Genomic DNA, 14,970 nt, shown 5'->3' on the forward strand with positions numbered 1-14,970 from the left:
ATTTGTCTTTTGTCATTACTAAGAACCAATGACTAATGACTCTTGACTAGTGACGAACTTTGGTAAGGTGTCGTACCAAATCTCTTTTGAAAAGGGAAAATCTGGATAGCCGACTCGCAACAAGCACAAGCCTTGAGGCGGGGCGGCGTGTTTCACTTCTTCCCGGCGTTGTTCTTTCCAGAGTTCGGTGAAGCTAGAAAGTGTCCGTTGTCCAGAACCTACCTGTACCAACATCCCTACCAACAGCCGTACCATGCCATACAAAAATCCATCTGCCTGTATTTCAATATGGATAAATGGCCCACTGCGACGACACTCTGCTGCTTGCACCTCTACCCAGGAATGCGATCGCTTTGAGCCAGCACGGTGAAAAGCAGCTAAGTGATGCTTTCCCAACAGAGGTTTCAAGGCAGCTTGGATTAAAGATTCATCCAGGGGTGCATAATAATAATGCCAACTGAAGGGTCTTACAAACAAGTTAAGCCGATCTTCAGTATATATTGTGTAGCGATACCGTCGATAAGCTGCACTAAAGCGAGCGTGCCAACGGTTATCGACACTAGCTGAAGCCCTGATTAATATATCTGGCGGCAGATAGCTGTTGAGGATTGTTGCCCACTTGTGAGGCGGAATTAAACCTGTAGCTTCAAAATGGGCTACTTGAGCAGCAGCATGAACTCCCGAATCGGTTCGCCCAGCACCATGTAGTGTTACATGATACCCAAGAATAGTCGCGATCGCTATTTCGATCTCTTCTTGAACTGTCCGCTGTTTTTTTTGCCGTTGCCAGCCATGAAAATGAGTGCCCAGGTATTGGATTACCAAGGCTACTCGATGAGTTTGTGTCGGCTGGGGGCTTTCTAACATACAGATTTTGTCCTTTGTCATTTGTCATTTGTAAATAACCAATGACTAATGACTAATGACTTAAACCAATTCAATTATGGCCATTTTTGCATTATCACCCCGACGCGGTACGGTACGCAGGATGCGGGTATAACCGCCCTGGCGATCGCCATATCGAGTTGGAGCTTGCTCAAATAGAGCGTGAACCAGTTGTTTGTCGAAGATATAGCCAAGGGCTTCCCGACGTGCTGACAAGGAGCCATTTTTGGCTAGGGTAATCATTTTTTCCACTTCACTTCTTAGAACTTTCGCTCTAATTAAAGTGGTGGTGATCTTACCATGACGGATCAGCTCGGTGGCGAGCGATCGCAGTAAAGCACGGCGTTGATCGGCTGGTTTACTGAGTTTTTTGACGCGACAACGGTGACGCATAATTATGCACTATGAATTATGAAGGTTTTTCTTAAGGGTGTTTAGAGCCTCTTTCCATTGGCAGGGTGATGCCCAAGCGTCGTTGCAAAGCTTCCACAACTTCTTCTGCTGACTTCTGACCAAAGTTCTTAATTTCTAAGAGGTCTTCTTGGGTATAATCCAACAAATCTGCCACAGAGTTAACTTGTGCCCGTTTGAGACAGTTATATGCCCGCACAGAAAGTTGCAACTCTTCGATGGGTATCTGGGCAGTTGGATCGTCTGGAATATCCGAACCTGTATCTGTTGGCTCTAGGGAGATATCTTTCAACGGGTTGAATAAATCTACCAAGATCGCAGCAGCAGAAGATAGTGCTTCTTGAGGAGAAATACTGCCATTTGTCCAAACTTCCAACAGTAGTCGGTCTTTTGGAATCAAGCCTTCCCCACGAGATTCTTCAACACTGTAGTTTACTTTTCGCACCGGCATAAATATCGAGTCGATTTGGAGAAAATCCAACGATGTGGCTTCCTCACGTCCTCGCTCTACAGTGCGATAGCCTTTGCCTTTCTCGATCCGAAATTCCATTTCCAGCTTGCCACCCTCAGCGATGGTGGCTACATACTGGGTCGGATCGATGACTTCTACTTCACTGGGTAAATCAAAATGCGCCGCAGTGATTGTTGTTGGGCCGGTAACGAGTAATCTCCCAATCTGAGGCTGCGAAGAATAGTTTTTGAGGATAACTTCCTTCATTTTCATGAGGATTTCCAGTACATCTTCCCGCACGCCCGGAACTGTGGCGAACTCATGTGAAACGCCCGCAATCCGCACTGCTGTAACTGCTGTACCTTCTAAATTAGACAGTAAAACCCGCCGCAGTGCGTTGCCAACAGTTGTTCCTTGACCGCGTTCTAGAGGTTCCAAAACAAATTTACTGTAATGGTTCCGACTTTCTTCGGTATTCGACTCTACACATTCAATTTGAAACTGCGCCACGGATGAGCCTCCCTTCTTCTAAGGTGCTGCTAGCAGACAAATCAATTGCCTCCCGAATTGATTGCCAATTTTCGATTTTGGACTTTGGATTTTGGATTGTGCTTCTTTCGTTCATGCTCCGCCTCTGATTGGCGGAACAAATCTTAAATCATCAACTTAAAATCCACGAGGCCCAGCACCCTTATAGTTGGGTTCAATCTAAAATCGCAAATCTAAAATCCAAAATTGATTAATAATATTTTGAGTAGCCCAAAGCTTAACAGCTTTCCCAGTGGGAAAATCTGACACGCTTCTGGTCGCCCAAGCTTTGACTCAATGACAATTTGCACGTTAGACGCTCAAGTGGTCATTGCTGGCTGTCACTTTTCGCCCTCGCTGCCCAAGTCTTAGTATTTAAACTCGACGGCGCTTGGGTGGACGACAACCATTGTGAGGAATCGGGGTAATATCCCGAATCAATGTAATTTCTAGTCCTGCTCCTTGAAGTGCCCGGATAGCGGTTTCTCTACCTGCTCCTGGCCCACTGACCATTACCTCAATTTGGCGCATTCCTTGATCGATAGCTCGACGGGCTGCACTTTCAGCTGCGGTTTGCGCTGCAAAGGGAGTTCCCTTTTTTGCTCCCTTAAAACCGCTAGAACCAGCGCTAGCCCAGGAGATGACATCTCCGTTTTGATCGGTAATGGTGACAATGCTATTGTTGAAAGTAGACTGGATGTAGGCCATTCCACTGGGTACATTCCGTTTCTGCTTCTTGCTCCCGGTTTTTTTAGTTGGTTGTCTCGCCATACTTGTTTAGTTGATTTAAGGTAAAACTTGCTCGGATTAGCAAGCGTTGCAAAATTATTTCCCTGGAGCCTTTTTCTTCCCTGCCACTGTCTGCCTTCTGCCTCTACGGGTTCTGGCATTGGTGCGAGTTCTTTGGCCTCTGACTGGTAAGCCCATACGATGACGACGACCTCTGTAGGTACCAATGTCAACTAAGCGCTTGATGTTCAAAGACTCCAAGCGCCGCAAGTCGCCTTCAACTTGATAGTTGGTTTCTATTTCCCCTCGTAGGGCTGTCACATCGGCATCACTTAAGTCCTTAATGCGGGTGTCTGGGTTCACACCGGTAGCCGCTATAATTTCTTGAGCGCGTGATAAACCAATTCCGTAGATGTAAGTCAGACCGATTTCAACGCGTTTATCGCGTGGAAGGTCTACTCCGGCAATCCGTGCCACAATGAACTCTCCCTATTGTTTTCGCAATTACTGTTGGTTGGAAAAACGTGATTAATCGCGTCTTTTCGTTTTAATGATGATATGCGTCCTGCAACTCACTCTGTTAGTAAGAGTGTTATCCTTGACGTTGTTTGTGCTTAGGGTTCACGCAGATCACCATGACGCGACCACGACGTTTGATCACGTTGCACTTTTCACAGATTTTCTTGACTGAGGCTCTAACTTTCATGCCTTTTATTCTTTGACTCCAAATATAAAATTATAGCATTTTTAGGAAAAACAATCCACTAAGTTGACTAGAAAACAGTCAAAAAGATGGTTTTATGGTAAAATTCTCTACATATAGTTACTTCTTTCGTAATCGATAGGTAATTCTGCCTTTGGTCAAGTCATAGGGGGTTAACTCTACCTTGACGCGATCGCCGGGCAAAATCTTGATATAATTGCGGCGAATCTTGCCGGAAATGTGAGCTAGCACGTTAAATCCATTGTCCAAGTCAACGCGAAACATCGCATTGGGCAAGGACTCTGTAACAGTGCCTTCCATTTCAATCAAATCTTGCTTAGACAATTTGTTTTTTCCTCAACTCAACAATTTCGTGTTCAGTTGCAGCGCTTCATCTGCAAGAGAACACATTTTAAGAAATATATCAACAGTTTATTAATATATCTTAGCTAAAATTGATCTGTTTCTTGGGAGGGGGCATTGAGCATTGGGCATTGCTTATTTTCCCCCTGTCCCCTCATCTCCCTCATCTCCCTCATCCTCAAGCGATTACCTTTTGCAGTTCACCAGTGACATCTTCTTGGGACTGATTACCATTGACTGTTAAAAGTTTTTGGCGATCGCGATAATAATCAATTAAGGGTGCAGTTTCATCGCGGTAAACTTGTAACCGCCGACGAATCACCTCTTCGGTATCATCTTTTCGCCCTCTAGCTAGCAAACGCTCTATCACAACATCATCTGGTGCATCGAGATTGACCACCCTTTCGCCAGTCTGATGTATTGTTTCCAGCAATTCTTCTAGAAAAGCCGCTTGCGTCACTTTGCGGGGAAAACCATCAAGAATCCAACCTTTTTCTGCATCTGGTTGGTTGAGGCGCTCCTGTACCAAATCCTGAACTAGCTGGTCAGGGACTAACTCGCCGCTATTTACATAGTTTTGAGCCTTGATTCCCAAATGAGTTTGCTCTTTCATGGCTTGTCTTAATATTTCACCAGTAGAAACATGGGGAATATTCAAGTGTTCTGCCAATGCTTGAGCTTGTGTTCCTTTACCAGCTCCAGGTGGGCCCAAGAAGATTAGTCGCGTCACTATTGTTTCACCATTCCTTCATAGCGCTGAGAGATCACATAAGTTTGGATTTGTCTTGCCGTATCAATCGCCACACCAACTAGAATTAACAATGAGGTAGCACCCAAACCCTTAAAGGTGGGGACTCCTAAAGCTCTTTCCACACCGGTTGGGATAATAGCAACCAGTCCCAAAAAGATTGCACCCAAAAAAGTGAGTCGGTTTGAAACGCGCTCGATATACTCGCTAGTTGCTTTGCCGGGACGAATACCAGGAATACTAGAACCCATTTTCTTCAAGTTTTGCGCTACATCTACCGGATTCAGAATCAACGATGAATAGAAGTAGCTAAAGAAAATGATGGAAATCATGTAAACCAAGGCATAGACCCAAGAGCCAGAACCGCTTGGACTCAAATAAGTGTTAATTATATTTGCCAATTCAGCATTCTTGGCGAAATTTGCAATTAGCAATGGCAAACTGAGGATGGCTGCGGCAAAGATAATTGGCATTACACCGCCTTGATTTAGCCGCAATGGTAAAAAGCTCCGTTGCTCTGCCAAAACTCGGCGACCTACTTGGCGACGAGCCGAAATAATCGGGATGCGGCGCATTCCTTCCTGCACAACCACAATACCAACAATGGTTGCCAAGAAAACTAAGATTAGTACTATGACGCGACCCACTGTTTCCCGACCGCCGACTTGCACCAAATCGATAGTATCGCCTAAAGCTTTTGGTAATGAAGCAACAATATTGACAAAAATCAACAATGATGCTCCGTTGCCAATTCCACGCTCTGTAATTAGTTCTGATGCCCACATGACGAACATAGAACCAGCAGTCAGAGCGATCGCAGTTTCAGCTACAAAGATTGGCCCTGGATTTAAGGCAAATTGCTGGAGGAATAATGCCGAAAAAGCTGTACTTTGAAGAATTGCCCAACACACAGTTACATAGCGGGTAATTTGCGATATTTTCCGCCGACCTGCTTCGCCTTCATTTTTCTGTAAATTTTCTAAAGATGGAATCGCAGCAGTGAGTAATTGGATGATAATGGACGCATTAATAAAGGGTAAAATCCCTAGAGCAAAAACGCCCAAAGTCGAAAGTCCTCGCCCAGAAAATATATCCAATAAACCGAATATAGAATTACTACCCGATATGGCTTCGGTAAATCTAGGTCTATCAATTCCTGGTACGGGCAAGAAGATGCCCAGGCGAACCAAAATTAGAACACCGACAGTTACAAGCAGCCTACCTCTAAGTCCGGCTGCTTGTGCCATCTGCATAAAAGTTTCTTGAGCCGTTGGGGCTTTGTCTCGACTGATCATAGAGTGCTACCTTTATAGTGAACCAGGCGCTGACAGCGAGTTGGCTTCCATTTAAGTGCGCTGTTCCGGCTCACTCATAAGACTTCACAACTACCACCAGCTGCCTCAATTTTGCTACGAGCTGTACCTGTGAAAGCTGCCGCTTGTACCTTGAGCGGAATGCTCAATTCCCCGTTACCTAAAATTTTCAATCGCCCTTTGACAGCAGTCAGGATACCTGCTGCCTTCAATGAGGTCAAAGTTACTTCCGTATTAGGGGGAAGGGAGGCTAGCTTCTCTACATTAATCGTAGTGTAAATCTTCTGATTAACAATGGGAAAGCCCTTCAGCTTAGGTAAGCGGCGGTACAATGGCTGTTGACCACCTTCAAAACCGGGTCGAGTACCGCTACCAGAACGAGATTTTTGGCCACGCATACCTAGACCAGCACTAGCGCCTTGACCGGCAGAAATACCTCTGGCTACACGCTTCTTGCGTTTCTTTGAGCCTTTTTGCGGCTTAACATCATGGAGTCTCATAAGTTACCAAGTTGTCATTTTTCGTTTCTCATTTGTCATTTGTCATTTGTAGTTTGTCATTTGTTCAGAACAAAGGACTACTGACCAAGGACAAATGACTAGTTAGATGTAGAGATTTTGAATAGGAATACCGCGATCTTCGGCGACTTCAGAAAGAGTCCGCAATGTAGATAAAGCATTGACTGCGGCTCTAGCATTATTGAGCGGATTGTTGGAACCAAGTTGCTTGGCTAAGACGTTACGAACTCCTGCCAATTCCAATACAGTTCGCACAGCACCACCCGCAATTACCCCAGTACCAGGTGCGGCTGGACGCATAATCACTTTTGCACCACCACCGACACCATCAATGGGGTGAGGGATGGAGTTAGATTTGGTGATTGGGATATCAATTAGGTGTTTTTTGCCGTCGGCTACGCCTTTTTTGACTGCGCCGATTACATCTGAAGCTTTGCCTACTCCGACACCAACTTGACCGCGTTCGTTACCTACAACAACGATCGCTCGGAAGCTAAGTTTTTTACCGCCTTTGACGACCTTGCTCACGCGGCGGATTTGGATAACCCGCTCTTGCCAAGTAGTTTCTTCTTTTTTGGCACGCTTTGTTCTACTTTTACGCTCTGTTGCCATAATTTATGCTCTGGTGAACGTCATTTGTCAGTTGTCATTTGTCATTTGTCTTTTGTCATTTCTCCAATGACTAATGACTAATGACCAATGACTTTAGAAATCTAAACCGGCTTCGCGGGCTGCATCAGCTAGGGCTTTGACACGACCATGATATAAGTTACCACCGCGATCGAAGACTACTTTAGTGATGCCTTTTTCTAGTGATCGCACTGCGATCAACTTACCAACTTGTACCGATGCGTCGCGGTTTGCACCTGACGCTAAACTAGATTTTAAATCTGGTTCTAAAGTCGATGCTGCCACTATGGTTTGATGCTGACTATCATCAATTACCTGGGCATAAATATGCTCATTAGAACGGAATACCGCTAAACGCGGACGTTCTGGGGAGCCAACAACTTTACCACGAACCCGGCGATGACGACGGTTTTTTGATTCTCTACGAGTAAGTTTCATTTCTACTTCTTACCACCCTTACCAGTCTTACCAGCCTTACGTCTTACCACTTCACCGGCATAGCGAATGCCTTTACCTTTGTAAGGTTCTGGTGGACGAACGGCGCGAATTTTTGCGGCTGTATTACCTACAATTTCTTTGTCGTAGCCGCTAACAATTACGTTAGTGGTGCCTTCGACTGCAAACTGAATTCCTTCTGGTGGTTCAATTTGCACCTGATGGCTATAACCCATGTTTAAAACTAGGTTACGCCCTTGAAGTTGTGCCCTGTAACCAACACCTTGGATTTCCAAACGGCGCTGAAAACCTTGGGAAACACCCTCGACCATGTTGGCAACTAAAGTGCGGCTCAAGCCGTGCAGTTGCTTCGATGTCCGAGTTTCATCCCGACGATTTACGTGTAATATTTCTCCCTCTTGAGAGAGTGAGACATTATCTCTGAGAGTGCGAGAAAGTTCTCCTTTCGGGCCTTTCACTACAATATTCGTACCATCGATCGCTACTTGAACTTTTGCGGGAATAGTAATTGGACGTTTACCAATACGAGACATTACTTTTTGTCCTTTGTTATTTGTCCTTTGTCCTTTGTTACTTGCCGTTTGTTATTTGCCTTTTGTCCTTTGCTCAGACAAATGACCAATGACTAATGACAAATGACTAATGACCAATGACTACCAAACGTAACAAAGCACTTCGCCACCCAAGTTTTGACGACGCGCTTCGCGGTCAGTCATAATCCCACTGGATGTAGAAATAATGGCAATGCCAATACCGCCTAGTACTCTTGGTAATTCTTTTCTGTTGGAGTAAACACGCAAGCCTGGCTTACTCACTCGCTTTAAGGCGGTGATTAGAGGCTGACGATTCTTACCTTTATATTTCAGGGAAATCACTAGGTTGTGTTTTACCCCTTCTTCTGCTTCTTCGATTTCAGCAATAAAGCCTTCCTCCCGTAGCACTTTGGCAATGCTGCGGGTCATTTTTGTAGCTGGCACTTGTGTAGTTTGATGCCGCGCCAGGTTGGCATTGCGGATGCGCGTCAGCATATCTGCAATTGTGTCGTTAGCCGCCATCGTTCCCTCTATAGATGAACTTACTGATCGCGAAAGGGCATTCCTAATTCTTTAAGTAAGGCGCGACCCTCTTCGTCGTTTTTTGCTGTGGTGATGATGGAAATATCCATCCCACGCACTTGATCAACGCTGTCGTATTCGACTTCTGGAAAAATTAGCTGTTCTCTTACACCCAGAGTATAGTTACCCCGTCCGTCAAAGCTTTTAGGGCTAACGCCACGAAAATCTCGAATTCTAGGTAGTGATAGGCTAACCAGCCGGTCGAAAAAGGCATACATCCGCTCGGATCTAAGAGTAACCATGATCCCGACGGGCATCCCTTGACGAATCTTAAAGCCAGCGATCGCTTTTTTCGCCCGCGTTACCACTGGTTTTTGACCAGTAACAAGCGCAATTTCGTTGATGGATGCTTCCAGTGACTTCGCATTTTGAGCAGCTTCACCCAAACCTCGGTTAATAGTAACCTTTACCAACTTCGGTACTTGATGAACGTTGGTATATTGAAACTGATTGATCAGTTTGGGGACGATTGTCTCTTGATATAAGCTTTTGAGTCTTGTTGCTGCCATAGTTTTTTGTCCTGATATCCCTGGGCTTGGTCAGGGAACAAAGTTATGAGTTATGAGTTATGAGTTGTGAGTTATGAGTTAAATTTAATTCCTAACTCTTAATTCCTAACTGCTAACTATTTATCCAGAATCTCACCAGTTTTCTTGAGTTTTCTGACTTTCTTGCCTTCTGAGGTAAAGGTATAACAAACACGACTAGCAACGTTCTGCTTAGTGGAATAAAGCATCACGTTAGAGCTATGAATTGGGAATTCCTGGGTGACAATCCGCCCTGATTCCCCTTCTTGCTGGGGTTTGACGTGCTTGGTCTTGATGTTGACACCTTTGACGATGACTTTACTCAGTTGGGGAAGTGCCTGGACAATTTCACCAATTTTTCCTTTGTCTTTCCCAGCAATCACTTGTACAGTGTCGCCAGTTTTGACGTGCATTTTGTGGAATACTTTGGGCGTACCTTGTTTGGTTGCCATTAAAGCACCTCCGGAGCCAGAGAAACAATTTTGGTAAAGTTTTTATCGCGCAGTTCCCGTGCAACTGGGCCAAAAACCCGTGTGCCTCTGGGATTACCGTCTTTGTTGATAATCACAGCAGCGTTATCATCAAAGCGAATACTCATGCCACTGTCACGAGAGACAGCTTTCCGAGTGCGGACAATTACTGCTTCCACAACATCAGACTTTTTTACAGCCATGTTGGGCGTAGCATCTTTGACAACGGCGATAATTTTATCACCGATAAAACCATAACGGCGGTTGCCTCCACCTAAGACGCGGATGCACATTAGTTTACGAGCGCCGCTATTATCAGCAACATTTAAATAAGTCTGGGGTTGAATCACAATTATTCTCCCTTGTGGTGTTGTTAGTTTCTAACAACGATGAGGTTTAAGCGGGCTTGACGTTCAGGACTTCTGTGATTTTCCAGCGCTTGGTTTTGCTCAGGGGTCTAGTTTCCTGAATGCGAACGCGATCGCCTACTTTACACTTATTTTCTTCGTCGTGAACTTTATATCGTTGGGTGTTAACCACAATTTTGCCGTACTTGGGGTGAGGAGCGCGGTTTTCTATGGCAACTACCACAGTTTTTTGCATTTTATCGCTCACTACCAAGCCAACTCGTTCTTTAACTGCCATAATCTCCTACTTTTTTTCTTTAGCCGATTGACTTGCTGCCCGTTTGCGTTCTGTCTCTAATGTCAGCAACTGGGCTAGGCGGTGTCGAGCCTGTTTAAACTGGTGGGGCTTTTCTAATTGTCTTGTCGCTTTTTGCAAGCGCAACTGAAATAGTTGTCTTTTGATGGCGACAATTTCATCAGAGAGCTTTTCGTCACTTAATTCTCTAGCTTCTGAAATCTTGGGAAGAGGCATAAGCTACTCCTGCTCCTGTGGTTGAGGGCGCACAATAAACTTGGTTTTTATAGGCAGTTTAAATGAAGCTAAACGCATAGCTTCCCGGGCGATTTCTTCAGTCACTCCGCCGATTTCAAACAAAATCCGTCCTGGCTTGACTACCGCTACCCAAAACTCTGGATTACCTTTACCGGAACCCATCCGGGTTTCAGCAGGACGCATGGTTACAGGTTTATCAGGGAAAATCCGAATCCAGATTTGTCCACCCCGACGAATATAACGAGTCATTGCCCGACGAGAAGCCTCGATTTGCCGGGAGGTAATCCAAGCAGGTTCTTGTGCTTGGAGTGCAAAATCACCGAAGTTGAGGGTGCTACCACGGGTGGCTAGTCCCTCCATCCGTCCGCGCTGTTGTTTGCGGAATTTAGTTCTTCTAGGGCTTAACATGGTTTGTTACTTGTCATTTGTCATTTGTCCCCTCTTACAAAGTTTTGATCGCCGGAAACCGGCGCTCCGACTTTGCGCTTTGTCATTTGTCATCTGCCATTTACTAATGACTAATGACTAATGACTAATGACGATTTATCCTTCATTTGAGCGGTCTTCAAATTGCTGGCGACGACGTTGTTGTTGACGGCGACGGGGTTCACGATCGCGATCGCGGGGATCTCGTTCGCGATCGCGGCTTGCGGGTGGTAGCGGATCTGGTTCCTGTCCAGGAATAATTTCTCCCTTAAAGACCCATACTTTGATACCCAAAATTCCGTAAACAGTTTTTGCTGTGCAATAAGAGTAGTCAATGTCAGCGCGTAATGTATGTAAAGGTACTCTACCTTCACGAGTCCACTCTGTCCGGGCAATTTCTGCACCGTTGAGCCGACCGCTGACTTGGATTTTAATCCCTTGAACACCAGCGCGTTGGGCACGCTGAATTGATTGCCGCACTACCCGGCGAAAGGAAACTCGGCGTTCTAATTGTTGAGCAATGTATTCGGCAATTAGATAGGCATCAGCATCAACTCGTTGTATTTCGACTACGTTAATGCGAATTTGGCGATTACTACCCAACAGTCCTTGGAGTCCGGTACGCAAGGATTCAATACCTTGCCCACCACGACCTACTACTACACCGGGTCTAGCTGTACGCACTTCTAAGTCGATTTGGTCGGCTTTGCGCTCAATCCGCACTTCGGAAATACCGGCGTTGTTTTGAGCCTGTCTACCGAGCTTTTGTTCTATGTATTGACGGAGTTTGTAGTCTTCTTGTAAAAGTTCTGGGTAACGATCAGGAACAGCAAACCAACGGGATTGATGCTCATGTGTAATACCCAGGCGAAAACCAACTGGATGAATCTTCTGTCCCACGAATGCTTCCTCTAAAATTTCTTACTTTACGCAATTTATTCGTGTAAAAAAAGCTTATTTTTCTGGAGCGGCTGCAACAGCCACAGTAATATGACACGTTGGTTTGCGAATTTGGTAAGCTCGACCTTGCGCTCTTGGTTGGAACCGCTTCAGAGGTGGTCCTTGATCGGCGTAAGCTTGAGTAATCACTAGTTGAGTCCGATCTAACCCAGCATTGTGTTCAGCATTAGCGGCAGCGCTTCTGAGAACTTTCAATATGGGATCAGTGGCGCGATAGGGCATGAATTCTAAGATGATTAACGCTTCTCGGTACGATCGCCCCCGGATTTGATCGAGTACCCGACGCACTTTGTAAGCCGAGATGCGGATAAAACGAGCGATCGCTTTTACTTCAGTAGTATTAGTAGCCATAATTTTCTCCAATTTTGTCATTTGTCATTTGTCATTTGTCACTTGTCTTTAGCTAATGACTAATGACTAATAACTAATGACTACCTACCCGCTTTTTTGTCGCTTTTTCCATGACCCCTGTAGGTGCGTGTCGGGGAAAATTCACCCAACTTGTGTCCCACCATCTGTTCATTCACAAATACTGGAACGTGTTGCCGTCCGTTGTGAACAGCTATGGTATGACCTACCATTAGGGGCAAAATTGTCGAAGCTCGTGACCAAGTTTTAATAACTTCTTTTCTGTTGCTGTCGTTGAGCTTTTCAATTTTCTTGAGAAGATGATCCGCAACGAAGGGACCTTTTTTTAGAGAACGACCCATATTTTTAAGTGCTGAGTTCTGAGTTTTGAGTTTTAAGTTTTGAGTCTCAAGTTTTGAGTCTTGAGTTTTAAGTGTTGAGTTTGAGAATTTCACTCAGCACTCGTTACTCGGTACTCATTACTGATTAAGACTCACGACCACCACGACCGCGTTTAGAAGACTTACGGCGACGACGCACAATGAACTTACTGCTAAGTTTCTTGCGATTGCGTGTCTTCGCGCCCAATGTGGGTTTACCCCAAGGCGTAACAGGCCCCGATCTACCGATAGGTGCTCTACCTTCACCACCACCATGTGGGTGATCCACTGGGTTCATGACGCTACCCCTAACCTTCGGACGACGACCTTTCCAGCGATTTCTTCCTGCTTTACCTGCACTCAGGTTTCTCGCATCGGTGTTGCCTACTTGTCCAATGGTGGCGTAGCAATCGCGCCGAATTAAGCGGACTTCTCCTGAAGGCAACTTGAGAGTTACATAATCACCTTCTTTTGCCACAACTTGAGCGCTAGCACCAGCAGCACGCACGATTTGACCACCTTTGCCAGGAGTCATTTCTACGTTGTGAACACTAGTACCCAAGGGAATCCTTGATAGAGGCAAAGCATTACCATCTTCAAAGGGAGATTCAGGGCCAGAAACAATTATTGTTCCAACTTTCAACCCGTTGGGATGAAGGATATACCGTTTTTCGCCATCTTGGTAATACAAAAGGGCAATTCGGGCATTGCGGTTAGGATCGTATTCAATTGCTGCGACTTTGGCAGGAATATTATGTTTATCCCTTTTAAAATCGATGATCCGGTAAAGTTGTTTGTGTCCGCCACCCCGACGACGACTGGTAATCCGCCCGGTATTATTCCGACCTTTGGCGCGATGCTTCGAGGTAGTTAGGGATTTCTCTGGCTCGGTTTTTGTGATTTCCGCAAAGTCAGAAACTGTAACTTGGCGAGTGCTGGGGGTATAAGGGCGGTAAGAACGAGTACCCATAATCTATTTTGGATTTTGGATTTTGGATTTACTTAAATTTCGGATTTTGAATTTTGGATTTAATGAGTGTTTAACTAATTGCAACCATCTTTGGTATTTATTCAGTCAACTCCTCAATCTAAAATCTAAAATCTAAAATTCCTAGACTTCTGGGAATAGAACTTGTCTAATCTTGTCTTCATCCCCAGGTGCGACTGTAACAATAGCTCGCTTATATTGGGGCTTATAACCGATAAATTTACCAACGCGCCGCTTTTTACGTGGTGGTAAGGTGGTGTTGACTTTTACAACCTTGACCTGAAATAAGTCTTCGATCGCAGCCTTGATTTCTGGCTTAGATGCCTTTGGAATTACTTCAAAGGTGTACTTATTTTGTTCCATCAAGATAGTCGCTTTTTCGGTGACTATTGGGCGACGTACTAAGTCGGCAAGATCGCGGGGGTCAAAGCTAGGCACTGTAGACCTCCTGAATTTTTTCTAGGGCTGATGCCGTAACTACAATTTTGTCAGCGTGCAGTAAATCAAAAACATTTAGCTGGTCGGCTGCAATTAGTTTTAAATTTTCAATGTTGCGGGCTGACAAATAAACATTATCTGTATCCGCAATTTCAGACAAAATTAAGAGTGCCTTGCTTTCTGGTGCTACTCCCCAACGGGCAAGTGCTGCTACTAAGTCTTTAGTCTTCGGGCGAGATAGTTCGGTGCTAAATTCTTCTACTACGATCAAGTCATCAATACGACTCACAAATGCTGTCCGCAGTGCTAAACGTCGCTCTTTGCGGTTCAACTTGAGGTTAAAGTCTCTGGGTTTTGGCCCAAAGATCACACCACCACCACGCCACAGAGGTGAACGAATAGACCCAGCACGAGCGCGACCAGTACCTTTTTGTCGCCAAGGTTTGCGACCGCCGCCTCTAACTTCCGCACGAGTTTTTGTACTGGCATTTCCTTGACGAGCATTAGTCAATTGCCGTACCAAGGCGCGGTGTACAATGTGAGACGCTGTTTCTTCCTTGGCAACGCGCAACTCGAAGGTCGTCTCGCCGACCTGTTCTCCTTGCCAATTTTTAACTACGCTTTCAACCATCTTTCTTATTTGTCCTTTGTCATCTGTCATCTGTCATTTGTCTTTTGCCATT

General features: G+C 45.3%; 27 protein-coding genes. All 27 read right to left on the reverse strand.

Annotated elements, in window-relative coordinates; genetic code table 11:
• Window positions 1–18: 18 nt before the first annotated feature.
• On the reverse strand, window positions 19–867 hold the full coding sequence (truA, locus tag GTQ43_RS08550; RefSeq protein WP_265272221.1) for a tRNA pseudouridine(38-40) synthase TruA: 849 nt from the start codon (window positions 865–867) through the stop codon (window positions 19–21).
• Between the two features lie 60 nt (window positions 868–927).
• Window positions 928–1,278 carry a 50S ribosomal protein L17 gene (gene rplQ, locus GTQ43_RS08555; protein WP_094349105.1) on the reverse strand — a complete coding sequence of 117 codons (351 nt, stop codon included), beginning with the start codon at window positions 1,276–1,278 and terminating at the stop codon, window positions 928–930.
• 31 nt (window positions 1,279–1,309) lie between these two features.
• Window positions 1,310–2,257, reverse strand: a complete 948-nt coding sequence (locus GTQ43_RS08560; RefSeq protein ID WP_118167590.1) for a DNA-directed RNA polymerase subunit alpha — start codon at window positions 2,255–2,257, stop codon at window positions 1,310–1,312.
• Window positions 2,238–2,372, reverse strand: coding sequence for a hypothetical protein (locus GTQ43_RS08565; RefSeq protein WP_265272222.1), 135 nt, complete (start codon window positions 2,370–2,372; stop codon window positions 2,238–2,240). Before GTQ43_RS08565 ends, GTQ43_RS08560 begins: the two co-directional genes overlap by 20 nt.
• A gap of 278 nt (window positions 2,373–2,650) precedes the next feature.
• A complete protein-coding gene (rpsK, locus tag GTQ43_RS08570) occupies window positions 2,651–3,046 on the reverse strand; it encodes a 30S ribosomal protein S11 (RefSeq protein ID WP_069070761.1) in 396 nt (131 codons plus the stop codon).
• Between the two features lie 54 nt (window positions 3,047–3,100).
• Window positions 3,101–3,481, reverse strand: a complete 381-nt coding sequence (gene rpsM / locus GTQ43_RS08575) for a 30S ribosomal protein S13 (protein WP_265272223.1) — start codon at window positions 3,479–3,481, stop codon at window positions 3,101–3,103.
• A gap of 115 nt (window positions 3,482–3,596) precedes the next feature.
• Entirely contained in the window at window positions 3,597–3,710 is a 114-nt protein-coding gene (gene rpmJ / locus GTQ43_RS08580) for a 50S ribosomal protein L36 (protein ID WP_015129703.1), read from the reverse strand.
• 117 nt (window positions 3,711–3,827) lie between these two features.
• Complete coding sequence (gene infA / locus GTQ43_RS08585; protein ID WP_006276978.1) at window positions 3,828–4,052, reverse strand: translation initiation factor IF-1; 225 nt, start codon at window positions 4,050–4,052, stop codon at window positions 3,828–3,830.
• 196 nt (window positions 4,053–4,248) lie between these two features.
• Window positions 4,249–4,800 (reverse strand): adenylate kinase, encoded by a 552-nt coding sequence (locus tag GTQ43_RS08590; protein WP_265272224.1) that lies wholly within the window; start codon window positions 4,798–4,800, stop codon window positions 4,249–4,251.
• On the reverse strand, window positions 4,800–6,113 hold the full coding sequence (gene secY / locus GTQ43_RS08595; protein ID WP_265272225.1) for a preprotein translocase subunit SecY: 1,314 nt from the start codon (window positions 6,111–6,113) through the stop codon (window positions 4,800–4,802). Before secY ends, GTQ43_RS08590 begins: the two co-directional genes overlap by 1 nt.
• A 74-nt stretch (window positions 6,114–6,187) precedes the next feature.
• Window positions 6,188–6,631: a 50S ribosomal protein L15 gene (gene rplO, locus GTQ43_RS08600; RefSeq protein ID WP_265272226.1), complete on the reverse strand. Its 444-nt coding sequence runs from the start codon at window positions 6,629–6,631 to the stop codon at window positions 6,188–6,190.
• Window positions 6,632–6,733: 102 nt separating this feature from the next.
• Complete coding sequence (gene rpsE, locus GTQ43_RS08605) at window positions 6,734–7,261, reverse strand: 30S ribosomal protein S5 (protein WP_012410709.1); 528 nt, start codon at window positions 7,259–7,261, stop codon at window positions 6,734–6,736.
• A gap of 93 nt (window positions 7,262–7,354) precedes the next feature.
• Entirely contained in the window at window positions 7,355–7,717 is a 363-nt protein-coding gene (rplR, locus tag GTQ43_RS08610; RefSeq protein WP_094328454.1) for a 50S ribosomal protein L18, read from the reverse strand.
• Window positions 7,718–7,719: 2 nt separating this feature from the next.
• Window positions 7,720–8,268, reverse strand: a complete 549-nt coding sequence (rplF, locus tag GTQ43_RS08615; protein ID WP_104906407.1) for a 50S ribosomal protein L6 — start codon at window positions 8,266–8,268, stop codon at window positions 7,720–7,722.
• Window positions 8,269–8,388: 120 nt separating this feature from the next.
• Complete coding sequence (rpsH, locus tag GTQ43_RS08620) at window positions 8,389–8,790, reverse strand: 30S ribosomal protein S8 (RefSeq protein WP_012410712.1); 402 nt, start codon at window positions 8,788–8,790, stop codon at window positions 8,389–8,391.
• A 20-nt stretch (window positions 8,791–8,810) separates the two neighbouring features.
• Complete coding sequence (gene rplE / locus GTQ43_RS08625; protein WP_094342456.1) at window positions 8,811–9,359, reverse strand: 50S ribosomal protein L5; 549 nt, start codon at window positions 9,357–9,359, stop codon at window positions 8,811–8,813.
• Between the two features lie 116 nt (window positions 9,360–9,475).
• Window positions 9,476–9,829 (reverse strand): 50S ribosomal protein L24, encoded by a 354-nt coding sequence (gene rplX, locus GTQ43_RS08630; protein WP_012410714.1) that lies wholly within the window; start codon window positions 9,827–9,829, stop codon window positions 9,476–9,478.
• Window positions 9,829–10,197 (reverse strand): 50S ribosomal protein L14, encoded by a 369-nt coding sequence (rplN, locus tag GTQ43_RS08635; RefSeq protein WP_012410715.1) that lies wholly within the window; start codon window positions 10,195–10,197, stop codon window positions 9,829–9,831. The genes rplX and rplN overlap by 1 nt, the downstream gene beginning before the upstream one ends.
• A 46-nt stretch (window positions 10,198–10,243) precedes the next feature.
• A complete protein-coding gene (gene rpsQ / locus GTQ43_RS08640) occupies window positions 10,244–10,492 on the reverse strand; it encodes a 30S ribosomal protein S17 (protein WP_094328457.1) in 249 nt (82 codons plus the stop codon).
• Between the two features lie 6 nt (window positions 10,493–10,498).
• Window positions 10,499–10,726, reverse strand: a complete 228-nt coding sequence (rpmC, locus tag GTQ43_RS08645; protein ID WP_265272227.1) for a 50S ribosomal protein L29 — start codon at window positions 10,724–10,726, stop codon at window positions 10,499–10,501.
• Window positions 10,727–10,729: 3 nt separating this feature from the next.
• Entirely contained in the window at window positions 10,730–11,155 is a 426-nt protein-coding gene (gene rplP, locus GTQ43_RS08650) for a 50S ribosomal protein L16 (RefSeq protein WP_094328458.1), read from the reverse strand.
• 135 nt (window positions 11,156–11,290) lie between these two features.
• Window positions 11,291–12,073 carry a 30S ribosomal protein S3 gene (rpsC, locus tag GTQ43_RS08655; protein WP_265272228.1) on the reverse strand — a complete coding sequence of 261 codons (783 nt, stop codon included), beginning with the start codon at window positions 12,071–12,073 and terminating at the stop codon, window positions 11,291–11,293.
• A 54-nt stretch (window positions 12,074–12,127) separates the two neighbouring features.
• The gene (rplV, locus tag GTQ43_RS08660) at window positions 12,128–12,484 is read right to left on the reverse strand and encodes a 50S ribosomal protein L22 (protein ID WP_265272229.1); all 357 of its coding nucleotides are present in this window, start codon (window positions 12,482–12,484) and stop codon (window positions 12,128–12,130) included.
• An 80-nt stretch (window positions 12,485–12,564) separates the two neighbouring features.
• Window positions 12,565–12,843 (reverse strand): 30S ribosomal protein S19, encoded by a 279-nt coding sequence (gene rpsS / locus GTQ43_RS08665; protein WP_196518345.1) that lies wholly within the window; start codon window positions 12,841–12,843, stop codon window positions 12,565–12,567.
• 124 nt (window positions 12,844–12,967) lie between these two features.
• Window positions 12,968–13,831, reverse strand: a complete 864-nt coding sequence (gene rplB / locus GTQ43_RS08670) for a 50S ribosomal protein L2 (RefSeq protein WP_194141721.1) — start codon at window positions 13,829–13,831, stop codon at window positions 12,968–12,970.
• Between the two features lie 141 nt (window positions 13,832–13,972).
• Window positions 13,973–14,287, reverse strand: a complete 315-nt coding sequence (locus tag GTQ43_RS08675) for a 50S ribosomal protein L23 (RefSeq protein WP_069070779.1) — start codon at window positions 14,285–14,287, stop codon at window positions 13,973–13,975.
• Complete coding sequence (rplD, locus tag GTQ43_RS08680) at window positions 14,280–14,918, reverse strand: 50S ribosomal protein L4 (RefSeq protein ID WP_265273710.1); 639 nt, start codon at window positions 14,916–14,918, stop codon at window positions 14,280–14,282. Before rplD ends, GTQ43_RS08675 begins: the two co-directional genes overlap by 8 nt.
• Between the last annotated feature and the right edge of the window lie 52 nt (window positions 14,919–14,970).

It is taken from the genome of Nostoc sp. KVJ3, assembly GCF_026127265.1.
In the GTDB taxonomy this organism is placed as follows: domain Bacteria; phylum Cyanobacteriota; class Cyanobacteriia; order Cyanobacteriales; family Nostocaceae; genus Nostoc.

Coding starts and splice junctions, on each gene's coding strand:
- rpsQ (WP_094328457.1), bottom strand. CDS start 10,492: ATGGCAGTTAAAGAACGAGTTGGCTTGGTAGTGAGCGATAAAATGCAA.
- rplD (WP_265273710.1), bottom strand. CDS start 14,918: ATGGTTGAAAGCGTAGTTAAAAATTGGCAAGGAGAACAGGTCGGCGAG.
- rplE (WP_094342456.1), bottom strand. CDS start 9,359: ATGGCAGCAACAAGACTCAAAAGCTTATATCAAGAGACAATCGTCCCC.
- rplV (WP_265272229.1), bottom strand. CDS start 12,484: ATGGCTACTAATACTACTGAAGTAAAAGCGATCGCTCGTTTTATCCGC.
- rpsH (WP_012410712.1), bottom strand. CDS start 8,790: ATGGCGGCTAACGACACAATTGCAGATATGCTGACGCGCATCCGCAAT.
- rplR (WP_094328454.1), bottom strand. CDS start 7,717: ATGAAACTTACTCGTAGAGAATCAAAAAACCGTCGTCATCGCCGGGTT.
- rpsK (WP_069070761.1), bottom strand. CDS start 3,046: ATGGCGAGACAACCAACTAAAAAAACCGGGAGCAAGAAGCAGAAACGG.
- rpmJ (WP_015129703.1), bottom strand. CDS start 3,710: ATGAAAGTTAGAGCCTCAGTCAAGAAAATCTGTGAAAAGTGCAACGTG.
- GTQ43_RS08565 (WP_265272222.1), bottom strand. CDS start 2,372: ATGAACGAAAGAAGCACAATCCAAAATCCAAAGTCCAAAATCGAAAAT.
- secY (WP_265272225.1), bottom strand. CDS start 6,113: ATGATCAGTCGAGACAAAGCCCCAACGGCTCAAGAAACTTTTATGCAG.
- rpsS (WP_196518345.1), bottom strand. CDS start 12,843: ATGGGTCGTTCTCTAAAAAAAGGTCCCTTCGTTGCGGATCATCTTCTC.
- rplF (WP_104906407.1), bottom strand. CDS start 8,268: ATGTCTCGTATTGGTAAACGTCCAATTACTATTCCCGCAAAAGTTCAA.
- rplO (WP_265272226.1), bottom strand. CDS start 6,631: ATGAGACTCCATGATGTTAAGCCGCAAAAAGGCTCAAAGAAACGCAAG.
- rplB (WP_194141721.1), bottom strand. CDS start 13,831: ATGGGTACTCGTTCTTACCGCCCTTATACCCCCAGCACTCGCCAAGTT.
- rplX (WP_012410714.1), bottom strand. CDS start 9,829: ATGGCAACCAAACAAGGTACGCCCAAAGTATTCCACAAAATGCACGTC.
- rpsE (WP_012410709.1), bottom strand. CDS start 7,261: ATGGCAACAGAGCGTAAAAGTAGAACAAAGCGTGCCAAAAAAGAAGAA.
- rplQ (WP_094349105.1), bottom strand. CDS start 1,278: ATGCGTCACCGTTGTCGCGTCAAAAAACTCAGTAAACCAGCCGATCAA.
- rpmC (WP_265272227.1), bottom strand. CDS start 10,726: ATGCCTCTTCCCAAGATTTCAGAAGCTAGAGAATTAAGTGACGAAAAG.
- rplP (WP_094328458.1), bottom strand. CDS start 11,155: ATGTTAAGCCCTAGAAGAACTAAATTCCGCAAACAACAGCGCGGACGG.
- truA (WP_265272221.1), bottom strand. CDS start 867: ATGTTAGAAAGCCCCCAGCCGACACAAACTCATCGAGTAGCCTTGGTA.